This window comes from Variovorax paradoxus, assembly GCF_000834655.1.
Classification (GTDB): domain Bacteria; phylum Pseudomonadota; class Gammaproteobacteria; order Burkholderiales; family Burkholderiaceae_C; genus Variovorax; species Variovorax paradoxus_F.
Genome location: NZ_JXQQ01000008.1, coordinates 50226 through 67223 on the forward strand (window position 1 = coordinate 50226; position 16998 = coordinate 67223).

The following is a 16998-nucleotide window of genomic DNA, read 5'->3' on the forward strand; positions in this document are numbered from 1 at the left end:
CGCAAATTCAAGCCCGCGAGTGTGCACCACGCTGGCCAAAATAGCAAGCGACTGCCCAAAGTTTGAGCAGTCGCAAAGGGCGAAAGTGGGCCGCTAAGTCAGCGTCCACTTTCGCCGAATGGCCTATCTTTCGGCGTTTGCGTCAGCCACCGTCAAGGCTGTCATGTTCACGATGCGTCGAACAGTCGCGCTGGCCGTGAGAATGTGCACAGGTTTGGCCGCACCGAGCAGGACCGGGCCGATGGCGATGTTGCCGCCTGCTGCCGTCTTGAGCAGGTTGTACGAAATATTGGCAGCGTCGATGTTTGGAAAAACCAACAGGTTGGCGTCACCCGCCAGCGCGCTGTGGGGCATGACGACCGCGCGCTGCTTGCTGTCCAGCGCCACGTCACCGTGCATTTCGCCGTCCACTTCGAGCCACGGTGCCTGCACGCGCAGGAGGTCGAGCGTCTTGCGCATCTTGATGGCGCTGGGCTCGTTGCTGGTGCCGAAGTTCGAATGCGACAGCAGCGCGGCTTTGGGCTTGAGGCCGAAGCGCATCATTTCCTCGGCCGCCATCGTCGTGATCTCGGCCAGTTCCTCGGGAGAGGGGTCGTAGTTGACGTGCGTATCGACCAGGAACACCTGGCGGTCGGGCAGCAGCAGGCCGTTCATGCAGGCGTACACCGGCACGTCCTGCGGGGTGCTCTCGCAGCCGCCGGGGCGCTTGCCGATCACCTGGTCGATGTAGTGCAGGTGGATCAGCGTGGTGCCCCAGGTGCCGCAGATCATGCCGTCGACCTCGTCCTTGTGCAGCAGCATCGCGCCGATCAGCGTGAGGCGGCGGCGCATTTCGATCTTGGCGGTCTGCACCGTCTGGCCCTTGCGCTCGGTCATGCGGTGGTAGGTCTGCCAGAAATCGCGGTAGCGGTGGTCCTGCTCGACGTTGACGATGTCGTAGTCGAGCTCTTCCTTGAGGCGCAGGCCAAACTTCTCGATGCGCTGCGCGATCACGGCCGGGCGGCCGATGAGCGTCGGGCGCGCGATGCCTTCGTCGACCACGATCTGCGCGGCGCGCAGCACGCGCTCTTCCTCGCCCTCGCAGTACGCCACGCGCTTCTTCGAGGCGCGGCGGGCCGCTTCGAAGATCGGCTTCATCGTCGTGCCCGAGGCGTAGACGAAGTTCTGCAGCTTGTCGCGGTAGGCGTCCATGTCCTTGATCGGACGCGTTGCCACACCGCTTTCCTCGGCCGCCTTGGCCACCGCCGGCGCGATCTTCATCATGAGACGCGGGTCGAAGGGCTTCGGAATCAGGTATTCGGGGCCGAAGGACAGCTTTTCACCGACGTACGCGGCAGCGACCCGTTCGCTTTGCTCAGCCTGCGCCAAGTCGGCAATCGCGTGCACCGCGGCGATTTCCATCTCGTCGGTGATCGTGGTCGCGCCGGAGTCGAGCGCGCCGCGGAAGATGTACGGGAAGCACAGGACATTGTTGACCTGGTTCGGATAGTCGGTGCGGCCCGTGGCCATGATCACGTCGGGGCGCACGGCGTGCGCGTCTTCGGGGGCGATCTCGGGGTTCGGGTTGGCCAGCGCGAAGATCACCGGCTTGGCCGCCATGCTGGCGACCATCTCGGGCTTGAGCACGCCGCCGGCCGAGAGGCCCAGGAACACGTCGGCGCCGACGATCACTTGCGAGAGCTTGCGCAACTCGGTCTTCTGCATGTACTGGCGCTTGTCGTCGTCCATCAGCTCTTCGCGGCCTTCGTAGACCACGCCGGCCAGGTCGGTGACGAACACGTTCTCGCGCTTGAGGCCCACCTTGAGCAGCAGGTTCAGGCAGGCCAGCGCCGCGGCGCCAGCGCCGGAGGTGACCAGCTTGACGTCGGCGATGTTCTTCCCGGCCACCTTCAGGCCGTTGACCATGGCTGCCGCCACGGTGATGGCCGTGCCGTGCTGGTCGTCGTGGAACACCGGAATCTTCATGCGCTTGCGCAGTTCGCGCTCCACGTAGAAGCAGTCCGGGGCCTTGATGTCTTCCAGGTTGATCGCGCCGAAGGTGGGCTCCAGCGAAGCGATGATCTCCACCAGCTTGGCCGGGTCCTTCTCGTCGATCTCGATGTCGAACACGTCGACGCCGGCAAACTTCTTGAAGAGGACGCCCTTGCCTTCCATCACCGGCTTGGACGCCAGAGCGCCGATGTCGCCCAGGCCGAGCACCGCGGTGCCGTTGCTGATCACGCCGACGAGATTGCCGCGCGAGGTGTACTTGAAGGCGTTCAGCGGGTCCTTGACGATTTCCTCGCAGGGCGCGGCCACGCCGGGCGAGTAGGCCAGCGACAGGTCGCGCTGGTTGACCATCTGCTTGGTCGCCGCGATGGCGATCTTGCCGGGGACGGGGAACTCGTGGTACTCGAGGGCGGCACGGCGCAGCTCGGCGCGTTTGTCTTCGGGCGTGGGAGTCGATGAGGTCGAGGGGGTCGAATCTGACATGTGCCGTAGCTCCTGGTGGCGCTTCTTCTGGGGGCGCCGATTGTAGACCTCGGTCGTGCAAGCCATACGCCGCATGGCCGGTGCGAGACATGACCAAAAGCACGGGGCGTTGTCAAGACGATGTGGCAATATGCACAGTTCGGACAAAACACCTGAAGACGAGGAGCAACCATGGCACTGATGGATTTCATCAAGAAACAGTTCATCGACATCATCCAGTGGACCGAGACCGGCGATGGCACGCTGGCCTGGCGGTTCCCGATGGCCGAGATGGAAATCCAGAACGGCGCCTCGCTCACCGTTCGCGAATCGCAGGTGGCCGTCTTCGTCAACGAAGGCAAGGTGGCCGACGTGTTCGGCCCCGGCATGTACAAGCTCACGACGCAGACGCTGCCCGTGCTCACGTACCTGAAGAACTGGGACAAGCTCTTCGAGTCCCCCTTCAAGAGCGACGTCTACTTCTTCAGCACCCGCCAGCAGGTCGACCAGAAGTGGGGCACGCCCCAGCCGATCACCATCCGCGACAAGGACTTCGGCGCCGTGCGCCTCAGGGCCTTCGGCAACTACAGCTTCCGCATCGGCGATGCCAAGCTGTTCCATACCGAGATCTCCGGCACGCGCGACATCTACAGCGTTGCCGACCTCGACGGCCAGCTGCGCGGCCTGGTGCTGCAGAACATCAGCAACGCCATCGCTTCCAGCGGCGTGCCTTTCCTGGACCTCGCGGCCAACCAGATCCAGTTCGCGCAGGCGCTCGCCGCGCAGCTCGTGCCCGAGTTCGAGAAGATCGGCATCAAGCTCGAGAACATCACGGTCCAGAACGTCTCGCTGCCCGAAGAGCTGCAGAAGATCCTCGACCAGAAGATCGGCATGGGCATGGTCGGCAACGACATGGGCAAGTTCATGCAGTACCAGACGGCGCAGGCCATCCCCAAGTTCGCCGAAGGCGCAGCCAACGGCGGCGGCATCGCGGGCGACGCGATGGGCCTGGGCGCCGGCGTGGCGCTCGGCCAGGTGCTGGCGCAGAACCTCGCGCAGGGCCTGAGCCCGAACGCGGCCGCAGCGGCTGCGGCCACGACCACCGCAGCATCCCAGCCCGCCGTGGCCGTGGTGAGCCCGGCCGACGTGATGACCACGCTCGAGAAGCTCGGCGAGCTCAAGACCAAGGGCATCCTCACGCAAGAAGAGTTCGACGCCAAGAAGGCAGACCTGCTCAAGAAGCTGGTTTAACCCCCAGGCTTCGCGCACTCCGTGTCGCTTCTCCTCCCCCCTTGCAGGGGGCAATGCCCGTGGCTCGGCAGAGCCGGTTTCACGGCATTCCTCATAACTGCATCTGTCGCTGGTTGCCATGGCTGAGGAAACCGGCAACCAACGCTACTACCGCGCGCCCTGCCCCGGCTGTGGCGCGCCGGTCGAATTCCGCTCGGCGCAATCGACGCACGCGGTCTGTCCCTACTGCCAGAGCACCGTCGTGCGCCAGGGCGAGACGCTCGCGCGCACCGGCAAGATGGCCGAGCTGTTCGACGACTTCAGCCCACTCCAGCTGTTCGCCACCGGCCGCATCCAGGACAAGCCCTTCACGCTGATCGGCCGGCTGCAATACACCTACCCGGGTGGCCGCTGGACCGAATGGATCGCCGCGCTCGACGACGAGCGCACCGCCATCCTCAGCGAGGACAACGGCGCCTACGTCTTCGCGCTGCCCTTCGACCTGCAGCGCACCGCGCCGCCGCCGGTCGACCTGCGCGTGGGCGCTACCAGCGCCTTCGCGGGCCAGAGCTACACGGTCACCTCGAACGAGCAGGTCGCGCTCACCTCCGCGCAGGGCGAGCTGCCGCACCTGCCCGATCTCGGCCGGCCGTTCGCGATGGTCGAGCTGCGCAACGACAAGGGGCTGGTGCTCAGCATCGACTACGGCACCGCCAAGCCCAGCGCCTACCTCGGCCGCTCGGTGCAGCTGGAAGACCTCCAACTGGCCGGGCTGCGCGAGGAATCGGCGAAGGACGAAAAGGGCCGCAGCTTCAACTGCCCCAACTGCGGCTCGCCGGTCACCGTGAACCTGGCCGACAGCAAGAGCATCACATGCCGCTCGTGCAACAGCATCATCGACCTGTCGCAGGGCATCGGCGGCGAGCTCAAGCACGCGACGCAGGACGAGCCGGTGCGCCCGCTCATCGCCCTGGGCACCATGGGCCAGCTGCAGGGCGCGCAGTGGCAGGTGGTGGGCTTCCAGCACCGCATGGGCGTGGAGCCCGGCGACGACGAGCACTTCGGGTGGGACGAGTACCTGCTCTACAACAAGAAGCGCGGCTTCAGCTTCCTGGTCGATGCCGAGGACGGCTGGAGCATGGTCAAGCCGACCACCGGCGCGCCGGTGATGGCCGAGAACGGCAGCACCGCCACCTACCTGAGCAAGCGCTACCAGCAGCAGTACGCCTACAACGCCGAGACCACCTACGTGGCGGGCGAGTTCTACTGGCAGGTCGAGCGCGGGCAGAAGACCTTCAATCGCGACTTCGCCAGCGGCCCGGCGCTGCTGTCGATGGAGCGCTCGACCAACGAGCTGACGTGGTCGTCGGGCATCAAGCTGGACAGCGGCGTGGTCGCGACCGCCTTCAAGCTCGATGCCAAGAAGGACATGTTCAAGCGCGGCGACGCGCTGCCGGTGAGCGCCGCCTCGGGCCTGGGCTGCGGCACGATCATCATCATCATCGTGGTGATCATCATCCTGCTGATCATCCTGAGCACCTGCACCAACAACACCACCGGCTCGGGCTATCGCAGCTCGGGCGGCTCCTACGGCGGATATTCGAGTGGCGGCGGCCACAAATGACGGCGAAGATCTGCGCGATGTCTCTTACTACTACGACTGGAGGTCCCCATGGGATTTGAATGGCTGAAACCGGGCGTGGTCCTCGGATCGCTCGTGTACGCGCTGATCGGCGTGATCATCTTCTGGCTGTGCTTCCTCATCATCGACAAGATCACGCCCTATGACCTGTGGGGCGAGATCGTCGAGAAGCAGAACGTGGCACTGGGCCTGGTCGTCGCCGCGATGAGCCTGGGCATCTGCATCATCGTCGCCGCCGCAATCCATTAGCCCCCGGCTTTGCACTTCGCTTCGCTACGTGTCATTCGCCACCCCCCGAGGGGGAGGCGCGGCTCGCCTCGGGGCGGCCCGGCGGCGGCCGCCTGATCCATGGACACGCCTGCCAGCCCGGCGCTGCCGGCCAAGGGGCCGCAGCCCGTCGAGATCGCCCTGCTCGCCAGCGTGTTCGTGGTCGCGGCCTGCGGGCTGGTCTACGAACTGAGCGCGGCGGCGCTGAGCTCCTACCTGCTCGGCGATTCGGTGCTGCAGTTCAGCACCATCATCGGCACCTACCTGTTCGCGATGGGCGTGGGCTCCTGGCTCTCGCGCTATTTCGACCGCCAGCTGCCGGCGCATTTCCTTCGCATCGAACTGCTCGTGGCGCTGATCGGCGGCGCGCTGCCGGCGATCCTGTTCCTGGCCAACGCCTACGTGCCCAGCGCCTTCCGGCTGCTGCTCTACGGCCTCGTGATGGTCGTCGGCACGCTTGTGGGCCTGGAGATCCCGCTGGTCATGCGCATCCTCAAGCGCAACATCGTGCTCAAGAACCTGGTCTCGCAGGTGCTGACCTTCGATTACCTGGGCGCGCTCGCGGTGTCGGTGGCGTTTCCGCTCATCCTCGTGCCGCAGCTGGGCATGATCCGCACCGGCCTCCTGTTCGGCTTCATGAACGCCGCGGTGGCGGTGTGGGCGCTGTGGCTCTTTCGCCATGAACTGCGGCGCATCGGCGCGCATGCGCTCGCCTGCTTTCTCGCGCTGGCCGCGCTGCTGGCCGCCTTCGTCTGGGCCGACCACATCACCACGCTGGCCGAAGACAAGTTCTATCAAGACCGCATCGTCTTCAGCGCCACGTCGCCCTACCAGCGCATCGTGGTCACGCGCGGGCAGCTCGGGCATCGCCTCTTCCTGAACGGCAACCTGCAGTTCGCCGAGCGCGACGAGTACCGCTACCACGAGGCGCTGGTGCATCCGGTGATGGCCGCGCAGGGCGCGCCCAAGAAGGTCGCCGTGCTCGGCGGCGGCGACGGCATGGCGGTGCGCGAGATCCTGAAGTACCCCTCGGTCGAATCGATCACGCTCGTGGAGCTCGATCCGAACATGACGAAGCTCTTCACCGAGCATGAAACGCTGGCCGCGCTGAACGCGCATTCGCTGTCCTCGCCCAAGGTGAAGATCGTCAACACCGACGCCTTCCAGTGGTTGCAGCAGCCGGGCGACATGTTCGACGTCATCGTGGTCGACTTTCCCGATCCGACCAATTTCGCGATCGGCAAGCTCTACACCAACAGCTTCTATTCGCTGCTCGAAAAGCGCCTGTCGGCCAGCGGCTATGCCGTGATCCAGACCACGTCGCCGCTGGTGGCGCGCAAGAGCTACTGGACCGTGGCGACGACCATCGAATCGGTGGGCCTGCGCGCAACGCCCTACCACGCGCATGTGCCCAGCTTCGGCGAATGGGGCTACATCATCGCGAGCCGCCGGCCCTACCGGATGCCCGATGCGCTGCCCCCGGGTCTGCGATTTCTCTCGCCTTCGGCGCTGCCGCTGATGTTCGACTTTCCGCTCGACATGGCACGCGTGCCGGCCGAGGTGAACCGCCTGTCGAACCAGACTCTTGTCACCACCTACGAACAGGAGTGGGGCAAGGTCATGGCCCACTAGCTTCGAGACCATGCAACGGCGCGACTTCCTCGGCGTGGCGGGTGCGGCGGGCGCCCTGGCGCTGGCCGGGTGCGAGGTGCCGCCGGCCATCGAAGGCGGATTCACCGGCATCGACGTTGCGCGCGGCCACGCGATGCGCGACGGCACACTCAGGAGCCAGGCGCCCGCAGCGGTGAAGCGCACGCGCGTGGTGATCGCAGGGGGCGGCGTTGCCGGTCTTGCGGCCGCGCGCGCCTTGCGGCTCGCGGGCATCGAGGACTTCACCCTGCTCGAACTGGAAGATGCCGCCGGCGGCAATGCGCGCGGCGGCATGGTCAACGGCATCGCCTGCCCGCTGGGCGCGCACTACCTGCCGGTGCCCGGCGACGATGCGCGCGAGGTGCAGGACCTGCTCGAGGAACTGGGCCTGCGCCAGCGCGTGGCGGGCCGCTGGGAATACGACGAGCGCACCCTCTGCCACAGCCCGCAGGAGCGCCTGTTCTTCCACGGCGAGTGGCAGGACGGCCTGCTGCCCGTGCACGGCGTGGGCGCCGACACGATCGCGCAATACCGCAAGTTCGCGCAGCGCATCGACGCGCTGCAGCACGCGGCGCACTTCGCCATTCCGACGCTCAAGGTCGCGGTCACGCCCGAGCTGCTGGCGCTCGATGCCATCGCCTTTTCGCGCTGGCTCGACAGCGAAGGCTTCAGCGATGCGCAATTGCGCTGGTACCTCGACTACTGCTGCCGCGACGACTACGGCGCGGGCATCGAGCAGGTTTCGGCCTGGGCGGGCATTCATTACTTCGCGAGCCGGCATGGCTTCCACGCGCCTGGCGATCCGAGCGGCAGCGCCAACGACGCGAACCCCGAGCGCGATGGCGTACTCACCTGGCCCGAAGGCAACGGCTGGCTCAGCAAGCAGCTGGCCGCGCCGCTCGGCGAGCGCCTCTGCACAAGCCAGGTCGTCACGCGCATTGCCGAGCTGCGCGGCGGGGTCGAGGTCGATGCGTGGGACGCCGCGTCGAAATCGCTGGTGCGCTGGCAGGCCGAGCGCTGCATCGTCGCGCTGCCGGTGTTCATTGCCGCGCGCGTGGTCGAGAACGCACCCGAGGTGCTGAAGCACGCCGCCGCGCACGTGCGCTACGCGCCCTGGCTCGTTGCCAACGTGCACCTGCGCGGTCCGCTGGCCGACCGCGTGGGCGCGGCGCCGAGCTGGGACAACGTGATCTACGGCACGCGCGGCCTGGGCTACGTCGATGCGCGCCACCAGACGCTCGATCCCACGCCGCGCGGCACAGTGCTGAGCTGGTACCGCCCGCTGGGGCCGAGCAGCTACGACACCGCCGACGGCCGCAAGCTGCTGCTGGAGCGCCCCTGGACCGGCTGGCGCGACGACCTGCTCACCGAGCTGTCGGTGCCGCACCCGGACCTGCCCTCGCTCGCCACGCGCATCGAGATCACGCGCTACGGCCACGCCATGTCGATTCCCCGGCCAGGGCTGCTGGCCGAGATCGGCTCGCAGCGCACGGCGCCGGACGATGCGCACCGCGGCAGCGTCGTCGCGGGGCGACTGTCGTTCGCGCACGCGGACTGGTCGGGCTATTCGATCTTCGAGGAAGCATTCACGCGCGGCCACGTGGCCGGATCGAGCCTGGCATGAAGGCGCTGGTGCTCGGCGGCTATGGCAATTTCGGCGCGCGCATCTGCCTGGCGTTGGCGGGTGATGCCGGTATCGAGTTGCTGATCGGCGGGCGCGACCTGGAGCGGGCGACCGCATTTGCACAATCGCTGGGCAGCGATGCGCGCGGCGTTCGCGTCGATGCAGGGGCGCCCGATCTTGCGCAGGGCCTGGGGTACCTGGGCGTCGATCTCGTCATCCACACCGCCGGCCCGTTCCAGAACCAGGACTACCGCGTGCCGCAGGCCGTCGCGGCCGCCGGCGCGCACTACATCGACCTGGCCGACGGCCGCCGCTTCGTCTGCGACTTTCCCGCCGCGATGGACGCCGCCTTCCGCGATGCGCGGCGAACCGCCGTTGCAGGCGCCAGCACCGTGCCGGCGCTCTCGTCGGCGGTGGTTGACCATCTCGCGGCCGGCTGGCAAGGCATCCACAGCATCGACATCTGCATTGCGCCGGCGCAGGGCGCACCGCGCGGCGAGGCCACGCTCGCAGGCGTGCTCGCCTACTGCGGCGAGCCGATCCGCGTCTGGCAAAACGGCCAGTGGACCGAACAGCCGGGCTGGGCGAATCCGGTGAAGGTGCAGTTCGCGCGCATGCGGCCGCGCCGGGGGGCGTTGTGCGACATCCCCGATCTCGAACTCTTTCCGTCGCGCTATGCGGGCGTGCAGTCGGTCATGTTCCGAGCGGCGCTCGAAGTCGGCATCGCGCAGCAGGCCTTCGCCTTCATGGCATTCATGCACCGCGCGGGCCTTCTGCGCGCGCCGCAGAAGCTGGCGCCGCTGCTGCATTCGGCAGGCGGCGTCTTCGACGCGCTCGGCACGGCGCTGGGCGGCATGGTGGTGCGCGTCGAAGGCACCGATGCGAAAGGAGCCGCTGCGCGCAGCGCCTGGCACATCGCCGCCGACGACAACCATGGCCCGGAGATTCCCTGCATGGCCGCGATCCTGCTGGCCCGCCGGCTCGCGCGCGGCGACGCGCTCCCTGTCGGCGCGCACGCTTGCGCAGGGTTGCTAACGCTGCCCGAATTCGAGCCCGAGTTCGCGCGCTGGGGCATGGTGACCGACGTCATCGACGAGATATCGCCCGTCCAATGAACCGGCCGGCCGACGACGACCGCCTGCTGCGCCTGAGCCTTGTCGCGGTCTGGCTGCTCACCGCCTTTGCCAGCATCGTCGAACTCAACGGCCAGAGCCGCCAGGTGCTGGCCGATGCGGGCATCGCATCGCCGCCTTGGCTGGTGCAGCTGCTGATCGTCGGTGGCGCGGCGGCCGACATTGCCATCGGGCTGGCGCTCTGGTTGCGGCCCGGCCGCGCCAGCTACCTTGCGGCCCTCGGCCTGATGGTGCTCATGACCGCAGTGGCCACTTTTCTTCAGCCCGCGCTGTGGCTGCACCCGCTGGGCCCGCTGCTCAAGAACCTGCCCATCGCCGCGCTGCTCTGGCACCTGTACCGGCGCACCTCGCCATGAACACCTACCTCGTCCTCAAGTGGCTGCACATCGTCTCCAGCGTGCTGATGGTCGGCACGGGGCTGGGCTCGGCCTTCTACATGTTCTTTGCGAACCGAAGCGGCAGCGTACCGGCGCAGGCGGTGGTGAGCCGGCTGGTGGTGCGCGCGGACTGGTGGTTCACCACGCCCACGGTCATCCTGCAACCCGTGACCGGCTTTGCGCTGGCCCACATGGCGGGCTGGCCGCTCTCGACGCCGTGGCTTGCGGTGTCGCTGGGGCTCTTCGCGTTCGCGGGCCTTTGCTGGTTGCCGGTGGTGTGGTTGCAGATCCGCATGGCCGCGATGGCCGGGCAGGCGCACGAGGACGCGATGCCGCTGCCGCCGCTGTATGCGCGCTATCAACGCTATTGGGAGTGGCTCGGCTATCCGGCCTTCGTGGCCATGGCCGTCGTGTTCTGGTTGATGGTGAACAAGCCCGCCCTTTCCTTTTGATTCGAACCAGGCCGGTGCGCGGGCCTGTGCAGTTTTCACGCAGACTTCATACACAGCGCCGTGGTTTCACAGATCGACCAGAGACTGCCAGGCGCCAACAAAAACATCGGGGGAGCTTCCATGCTTCAAGTTGCCAATCGAAAACTCGCGTCGCTCAGCGACGTGCTCTTCACCGGCCTCGGCCGTGCACTCGGTTTTCTGCGTCCGCTGGCACGCGGACTCATCGGTTCCTGGCGACCCCCGGGGTGGCTGCGCATCGTGGGCGCCTTTCTTCTTTTCGGGCTGCAGTGGCTGCAGCAACGGCTGGCCTGGCTGGTCGTGCTGGCGTTGCTGGTGCTGGCCGGCTGGTTCGCCAGCCCGCATGTCTTGAAGTGGTGGCACGGTCTCACGCCAGACCGCGTCGAGCCGGTCGTTTCGACAGCGCAGATCGTGCCGCCGCCGCGCACGCAGATCGAAAACGACAAGGGACCGAACCCGGTCGTCATCAATTTCACCGCCTCGGTCGCGCCGATCGCGCGCATCGGCCAGGAGGCGACCGGCGTCACCATCGAGCCCGCCATTGCCGGGCGCTGGACGTGGAGCAGCCAGAAGAAGCTCGAATTTCTTCCCGCGCAGGACTGGCCGGTCGGCCAGCCGTACAAGGTGCAGCTCTCGAAGGACGCGCTCGCACCGCACATCGAGATCGAGCAGCGCAAGTACGAGTTCACCTCGCCCGAATTCAACGCGCGCATCGCAGGCGCGGAGTTCTATCAAGACCCGGTGCAGGCCAACGTGCGGCGCGCGCTCTTCCAGGTGCGTTTCTCGCACCCGGTCAACACGGCAGAGTTCGAAAAGCGCCTGGTTCTGACCTATGACCAGGCCTGCGGCACCTCGATCTTCAGCGTGGGCAAGTGCGCGAGCGAGAAGTTCACCGTCAGCTACGACAAGCTGCGCCTGACCGCCACCCTGCAGTCCGAGCCGCTGCCCATTCCCGAGAAGACGCGCCCTGTGGTGCTCAGCCTCGCTTCCGGCACGGTCGCGCAGAAGGGCGGGCCCGGCCAGCGCAACGACATCTCGCGTGCGGTCGACATCCCGGGCCTCTTCAGCCTCGACGTCTCGAGCATCGACCCGACCATCGTCACGGGCGAGAGTGGCGAACCCGAGCACGTGATGCACGTCACCGCCTCGATGCCGGTGCACGAGCGCGAAATGGCGCGCGTGGTGCAGGCCTGGCTCCTGCCCGCCACCGAAGAAGCCAAGGGTGACCCCGAAGAAAAGTTCGACTGGTCCGCCGATCCTTCGAAGGTCACCGACGCCGTTCTGCGCCGCGCGAAGAAGATCAACCTGCAGCCCATTGCCAGCGAGCGCGAAGTGACCGAGATGGTCAGCTTCCGTCTCCCGCAAGCCGAGGGCGGCCGCTACTTGCTGGTGCGCGTGGCCAAGGGCCTGAAGACGCCGGGCGGCTACCAGCTCGGCGCGGCGCGGCAGGACGTGCGCCTGCTCAAGACCTTCGCGCCCGAACTCACCATCATGAGCCAGGGCTCGTTGCTCGCCCTTTCGGGCGAGCGCAAGCTGCCGATCCTCGTGCGCGACCTGCCCGGCATCCGCCTGGAAATCGGCCGCTTGCTGCCGCAGCAGCTGCAGCACCTGGTCACGCAGACCAACGGCGACTTCGCGCATCCGCAGTTCAACGGCGGCCTGCAGTCGGACAACCTCGTGGACCGCTTCCAGAAGGAGATTCCGCTCAGCATTCCCGCCGGCAAGGCGCACTACGAAACCGTCGACTTCGCCGAGTACCTGCGCAGCGACGTGGCCGACCGCCGCGGCGTGTTCCTGCTCAAGGTGCAGGGCTTCGATCCCAAGGCCAAGAAGAAGCCGGAGGCGGCCGAGGGTGAGGCCGCACAGGCGCAGCCCGAGGAGGAACAGCAGGAAGAACAGCAGCCGGAAGGTGAAGGCGACCCCGAGAGCGGCAACCCCGAAGACCAGAAGGACCAGCGCCTGGTGCTCGTCACCGACCTGGGCATCGTCGCCAAGAAGTCGCTCGACGGAACGCGCGACGTGTTCGTGCAGAGCATCGCCAACGGCCAGCCGGTCGCCGGCGCGCTGGTCGAGGTGTGGGGTCGCAACGGGATGATCGTCGCGTCGCAATCGACAGACGCCACCGGCGCCGCGAAGCTGCCGAACCTCGCCGGCTACCAGCGCGAGAAGGCACCCGTGGTGCTGGTCGTGCGCAAGGACGGCGACCTGAGCTTCCTGCCTTTCAACCGCACCGACCGCACGCTGGACATCTCGCGCTTCGACGTCGGCGGCCTGCGCGCGGCTGGCGTGCCGAACCAGATGACGGCGTACGTGTTCAGCGACCGCGGCATCTACCGCCCGGGCGACACCATGCACATCGCGATGATGGTGAAGGCGGGCAACTGGGCCACGTCGCTGCGCGACCTGCCGCTCGAGGCCGAGATCATCGACGCACGCGGCCTCAGCGTGCGCCGCGAAAAGCTCAAGCTCGGTCCCGGCGGCGCGGCGGAAATCGCCCACGCCACGCAGGACACCTCGCCCACCGGCAACTACACCGTCAACCTCTACCTGCCGCGCGAGTCGTCGCCGGGCAACCCCGAAGTGCAAGGCCTGCTCATCGGCAGCACCACGGTGAAGGTGCAGGAGTTCCTGCCCGACCGCACCAAGGTCGTCGCCAAGCTCAGCAGCGAAGTGGCCGAAGGCTGGGTCAAGCCCAAGGACCTGAAGGCGCTCATCGACGTGCAGAACCTCTTCGGCACGCCCGCGCCCGACCGCAAGGTCGAAGGCACGCTCACGCTGAGCCCGGCCTTCCCGGTGTTCCGCGCGTTCGCCGACTACGCTTTCTTCGATCCGCAGCGTGCCACCGAGAAGCAGGTGGACGACCTGGGCAGCGTGCAGACCAGCGCCGAAGGCAAGGCCGAGTTCGACCTGCGCCTCTCGCGCTTCGACGCAGCGACCTACCAGGTGCACGTGCTCGCCAAGGCCTTCGAGCCCGAAGGCGGGCGCAGCGTCTCGGCCGAAGCGCAGACGCTGGTGAGCGACATGCCCTATCTCGTGGGCGTGAAGGTCGATGGCGACACCAGCTACGTGAGCAAGGGCGCCGCGCGCAATGCCACCGTGATCGCGATCGACCCGCAGGCGAAGAAGACGGCCGTGGCCGACCTGAAGATCGAGCGCGTGGAGCGCAAGGTGCTGTCGGTGCTCGTGAAGCAGGACAACGGCCTCTACCGCTACGAGTCGCGCAAGAAGGAAATCGTGATCGACGAGAAGCCGCTGGCCATCGTCGCAGCGGGCAACACCGTCGCGCTCAACACCGCCACGCCCGGCAACTTCGCCTACGTGGTGCGCAATGCCGGCGGGCTGGAACTCAACCGCGTCGAGTACAGCGTCGCGGGCAACGCGAACGTCTCGCGCTCGCTGGACCGCAATGCCGAACTGCAGCTCACGCTCGACCGCAAGGACTACGAGCCGGGCCAGGAGATCGAGGTGAGCATCCGCGCGCCGTACATGGGCGCGGGCCTCATCACCATCGAGCGCGACAAGGTGTATGCCCACGCCTGGTTCAAGACCGACAAGACCGCCTCGGTGCAGAAGATCACGCTGCCCAAGGACTTCGAGGGCACTGGCTACATCAACGTGCACTTCGTGCGTGACCCGGCCTCGGACGAGGTCTACATGAGCCCACTGTCGTACGGCGTCATTCCCTTCGCCACCAGCCTGGCCAAGCGCACCGCGAACCTGCAGCTCACCAGCAGCGAGCTCGTGAAGCCCGGCCAGACGGTGAAGATGAAGCTCACCAGCGACAAGCCCACGCGCGCCGTGCTGTTCGCGGTGGATGAGGGCATCCTGCAGGTGGCGCGCTACAAGACGCCCGATCCGCTCAAGCACTTCTTCCAGAAGCGCGCGCTCGAAGTGGGCACCTTGCAGACGCTCGACCTGATCCTGCCGGAGTTCAAGAAGCTCATGCAGGGCGCCGCGCCCGGCGGCGACGGCGAAGGCGAACTCGGCAAGCACCTGAATCCGTTCAAGCGCAAGCGCGACAAGCCGGTGGCCTATTGGTCGGGCCTCGTCGATGTGAACGGCAGCCGCGAATTCAGCTACACCGTGCCCGAGAGCTTCAACGGCAGCCTGCGCGTGATGGCCGTCGCGGTGAACGACGAGACCACCGCCGCCAAGAGCACCCGCACCGTGGTGCGCGGCGACATGGTGATCCTGCCGAACGCGCCGCTCGCCATGGCGCCCGGCGACACGGTCGAAGTGGGCGTGGGCCTCGCGAACAACATCGTGGGTTCGGGCAAGGACGTGCCCATTGCGCTCACGCTCACCGCCTCGGGCGGGCTCGAAGTGGTGGGCGATGCGACGCAGACGCTCAAGGTCAACGAGCGCGGCGAAGCGAGCACGAAGTTCAACGTGCGCGCCAAGCCGGGCGAGCAGGCGGTGCTGGGTTCTTCCGCGCTGGTGTTCACCTCGACGCACAAGACCTTCAGCGCGCGCCTCTCGACCGAGGTGAGCGTGCGGCCTGCGTCGCCGTTCGTCACGCTGGTGCAGGCGGGCAGCTTCCAGCGCGCAGGCGAGCTCAGCAGCAAGGCCGACCTGTATCCGAACTTCCGCAAGAGCGATGTGGCGATATCGGCCGCGCCGTGGGCCTTCGCGACCGGCCTCATGCAGTACCTGGAGGTCTATCCGCACGGCTGCACCGAACAGATCACGAGCCAGACTTTCCCGGCCGTGCTGCTGTCCAGCCGCCCCGAGCTGGTGAAGGAAATGGCGCGCGGCCGCACGCCCGAGCAGGGCCCGATGCCCGAAGCGCGCAAGACCTTCGAGCGCTACCTGGTGCAGTTGCGCGCGCGGCAGACGGCCGACGGCGGCTTCTCGCTCTGGCCCGGCGCGGGCACCGATCCCTTTGCCACGCTCTACGCGGTGCACTTGCTGATCGAAGCCAAGGACCACAAGCTGCCCGTGCCGCAGGACCTGCTGCAGAAGGCCAACACCTACCTGCAGGGCTGGCTCGGCAGCGGTGACACCTCGCTGGACGGCTGGCGCCAGCGCACGCAGGCGGCGTACCTCCTCACGCGCCAGGGCATCATCGCGCCGGCCGCGTTGGCCAACCTGCGCGAAGCCTGGCGCAACAAGCAGACGCAAGGCTGGAGCGACGACCTGGGCGCCGTGTACCTCGCCGCGAGCTACCAGCTCGTGAAGCAGGAGCAGGTGGCCAACGAGCTGCTCAACCCCGTGTGGTCCGACCTGCTCGCGCGCACCGAGAAGAAGCAGCGCCGCAACGTCTGGGGCGCCTACTACGACCCGCTGGTGCACGACAGCATGACGCTGCACCTGGTGGGCCGCCACTTCCCTTCGCGCCTGAAGACGCTCAAGCCCGAGGTGTGGGAAGGCATGGGCGCGATGGTGCGCGACGGTTGGTACAACAGCCTGTCGTCGGCCTCGATGCTGCTCGCGGTCGATGCGTACTTCGAGGCTGTGGCGCAGAACGCCGAGGGCAAGTTGACGGCGCAGAGCGTCAACGCGCAAGGCCAGGCCGCGGCGCTCGCACTGGGTTCGGTGAACCCGATCACGCGTGCCGCGGTGCCAACGGGTACGGCCAAGCTCAAGCTCTCGAACGACAGCGACTTCAACCTGTACTACAGCTGGGCCGAGCAGGGCTTCGAGCGCAACGTGCCGGCCACGCCGGTGAACCAGGGCCTGGAGATCTTCCATGAAGTGCTCGATGCCAAGGGCAACCCGATCACCAAGGCCAAGCTCGGCGAAGAGGTCACGGTGCGGGTGCGCGTGCGCAGCCTGGAGCGCGCGCAGCTCAACGACGTGGCGCTGGTCGACCTGTTGCCCGGCGGCCTGGAGCCGGTGCTGCAGGCCGTGGGCGACGACGAGGAAGCCAACGCCGACGCACCGATCTGGAAGAAGCGCCTGGGCGGCGGCGGCTCGTGGAAGGTGCAGTACGCCGACATCCGCGAAGACCGCGTGGTGTTCTACGGCGCCGTCGACAAGAACCTGCTCGAAGTGACCTACAAGGCGCGCGCCACCAACGTCGGCGACTTCGTGGTGCCGGCCGCATACGGCGAGGCGATGTACGACCGGCGCGTGTATTCGCGCTCGGCGGGTGCGCGCTTCCAGGTGGTGGGCAATTGATGAACGCGGCTTCTGCCTTGTCCCCTCTCCCGCC

General features: G+C 67.2%; 10 protein-coding genes. 9 read left to right on the forward strand and 1 reads right to left on the reverse strand.

What is annotated here, in order from left to right:
• Positions 1-123: 123 nt before the first annotated feature.
• On the reverse strand, positions 124-2472 hold the full coding sequence (locus tag RT97_RS02835; RefSeq protein ID WP_042577278.1) for an NADP-dependent malic enzyme: 2349 nt from the start codon (positions 2470-2472) through the stop codon (positions 124-126).
• A gap of 171 nt (positions 2473-2643) precedes the next feature.
• Here RT97_RS02835 and RT97_RS02840 point away from each other — a divergent pair, with 171 nt between their 5' ends.
• The 9 genes from RT97_RS02840 to RT97_RS02880 all read left to right on the forward strand — a co-directional run bounded on the left by RT97_RS02840 (position 2644) and on the right by RT97_RS02880 (position 16964).
• Positions 2644-3702, forward strand: a complete 1059-nt coding sequence (locus RT97_RS02840; RefSeq protein ID WP_042577279.1) for an SPFH domain-containing protein — start codon at positions 2644-2646, stop codon at positions 3700-3702.
• A 118-nt stretch (positions 3703-3820) separates the two neighbouring features.
• Positions 3821-5305 carry a DUF4178 domain-containing protein gene (locus tag RT97_RS02845; RefSeq protein WP_042577280.1) on the forward strand — a complete coding sequence of 495 codons (1485 nt, stop codon included), beginning with the start codon at positions 3821-3823 and terminating at the stop codon, positions 5303-5305.
• Positions 5306-5353: 48 nt separating this feature from the next.
• Positions 5354-5572: a DUF350 domain-containing protein gene (locus RT97_RS02850; protein ID WP_013544332.1), complete on the forward strand. Its 219-nt coding sequence runs from the start codon at positions 5354-5356 to the stop codon at positions 5570-5572.
• Positions 5573-5671: 99 nt separating this feature from the next.
• Positions 5672-7222: a polyamine aminopropyltransferase gene (locus RT97_RS02855; RefSeq protein WP_042577281.1), complete on the forward strand. Its 1551-nt coding sequence runs from the start codon at positions 5672-5674 to the stop codon at positions 7220-7222.
• Between the two features lie 10 nt (positions 7223-7232).
• A complete protein-coding gene (locus RT97_RS02860; protein ID WP_042577282.1) occupies positions 7233-8864 on the forward strand; it encodes an FAD-dependent oxidoreductase in 1632 nt (543 codons plus the stop codon).
• A complete protein-coding gene (locus RT97_RS02865; RefSeq protein ID WP_042577283.1) occupies positions 8861-9979 on the forward strand; it encodes a saccharopine dehydrogenase family protein in 1119 nt (372 codons plus the stop codon). Before RT97_RS02860 ends, RT97_RS02865 begins: the two co-directional genes overlap by 4 nt.
• Positions 9976-10353: a DoxX-like family protein gene (locus RT97_RS02870; protein WP_042577284.1), complete on the forward strand. Its 378-nt coding sequence runs from the start codon at positions 9976-9978 to the stop codon at positions 10351-10353. The genes RT97_RS02865 and RT97_RS02870 overlap by 4 nt, the downstream gene beginning before the upstream one ends.
• Positions 10350-10826: a DUF2269 family protein gene (locus RT97_RS02875; RefSeq protein ID WP_042577285.1), complete on the forward strand. Its 477-nt coding sequence runs from the start codon at positions 10350-10352 to the stop codon at positions 10824-10826. Before RT97_RS02870 ends, RT97_RS02875 begins: the two co-directional genes overlap by 4 nt.
• Positions 10827-10946: 120 nt before the next feature.
• Positions 10947-16964 (forward strand): alpha-2-macroglobulin, encoded by a 6018-nt coding sequence (locus RT97_RS02880; protein ID WP_052810537.1) that lies wholly within the window; start codon positions 10947-10949, stop codon positions 16962-16964.
• Positions 16965-16998: the final 34 nt, after the last annotated feature.

Coding starts and splice junctions, on each gene's coding strand:
- RT97_RS02835 (WP_042577278.1), bottom strand. CDS start 2,472: ATGTCAGATTCGACCCCCTCGACCTCATCGACTCCCACGCCCGAAGAC.
- RT97_RS02840 (WP_042577279.1), top strand. CDS start 2,644: ATGGCACTGATGGATTTCATCAAGAAACAGTTCATCGACATCATCCAG.
- RT97_RS02845 (WP_042577280.1), top strand. CDS start 3,821: ATGGCTGAGGAAACCGGCAACCAACGCTACTACCGCGCGCCCTGCCCC.
- RT97_RS02850 (WP_013544332.1), top strand. CDS start 5,354: ATGGGATTTGAATGGCTGAAACCGGGCGTGGTCCTCGGATCGCTCGTG.
- RT97_RS02855 (WP_042577281.1), top strand. CDS start 5,672: ATGGACACGCCTGCCAGCCCGGCGCTGCCGGCCAAGGGGCCGCAGCCC.
- RT97_RS02860 (WP_042577282.1), top strand. CDS start 7,233: ATGCAACGGCGCGACTTCCTCGGCGTGGCGGGTGCGGCGGGCGCCCTG.
- RT97_RS02865 (WP_042577283.1), top strand. CDS start 8,861: ATGAAGGCGCTGGTGCTCGGCGGCTATGGCAATTTCGGCGCGCGCATC.
- RT97_RS02870 (WP_042577284.1), top strand. CDS start 9,976: ATGAACCGGCCGGCCGACGACGACCGCCTGCTGCGCCTGAGCCTTGTC.
- RT97_RS02875 (WP_042577285.1), top strand. CDS start 10,350: ATGAACACCTACCTCGTCCTCAAGTGGCTGCACATCGTCTCCAGCGTG.
- RT97_RS02880 (WP_052810537.1), top strand. CDS start 10,947: ATGCTTCAAGTTGCCAATCGAAAACTCGCGTCGCTCAGCGACGTGCTC.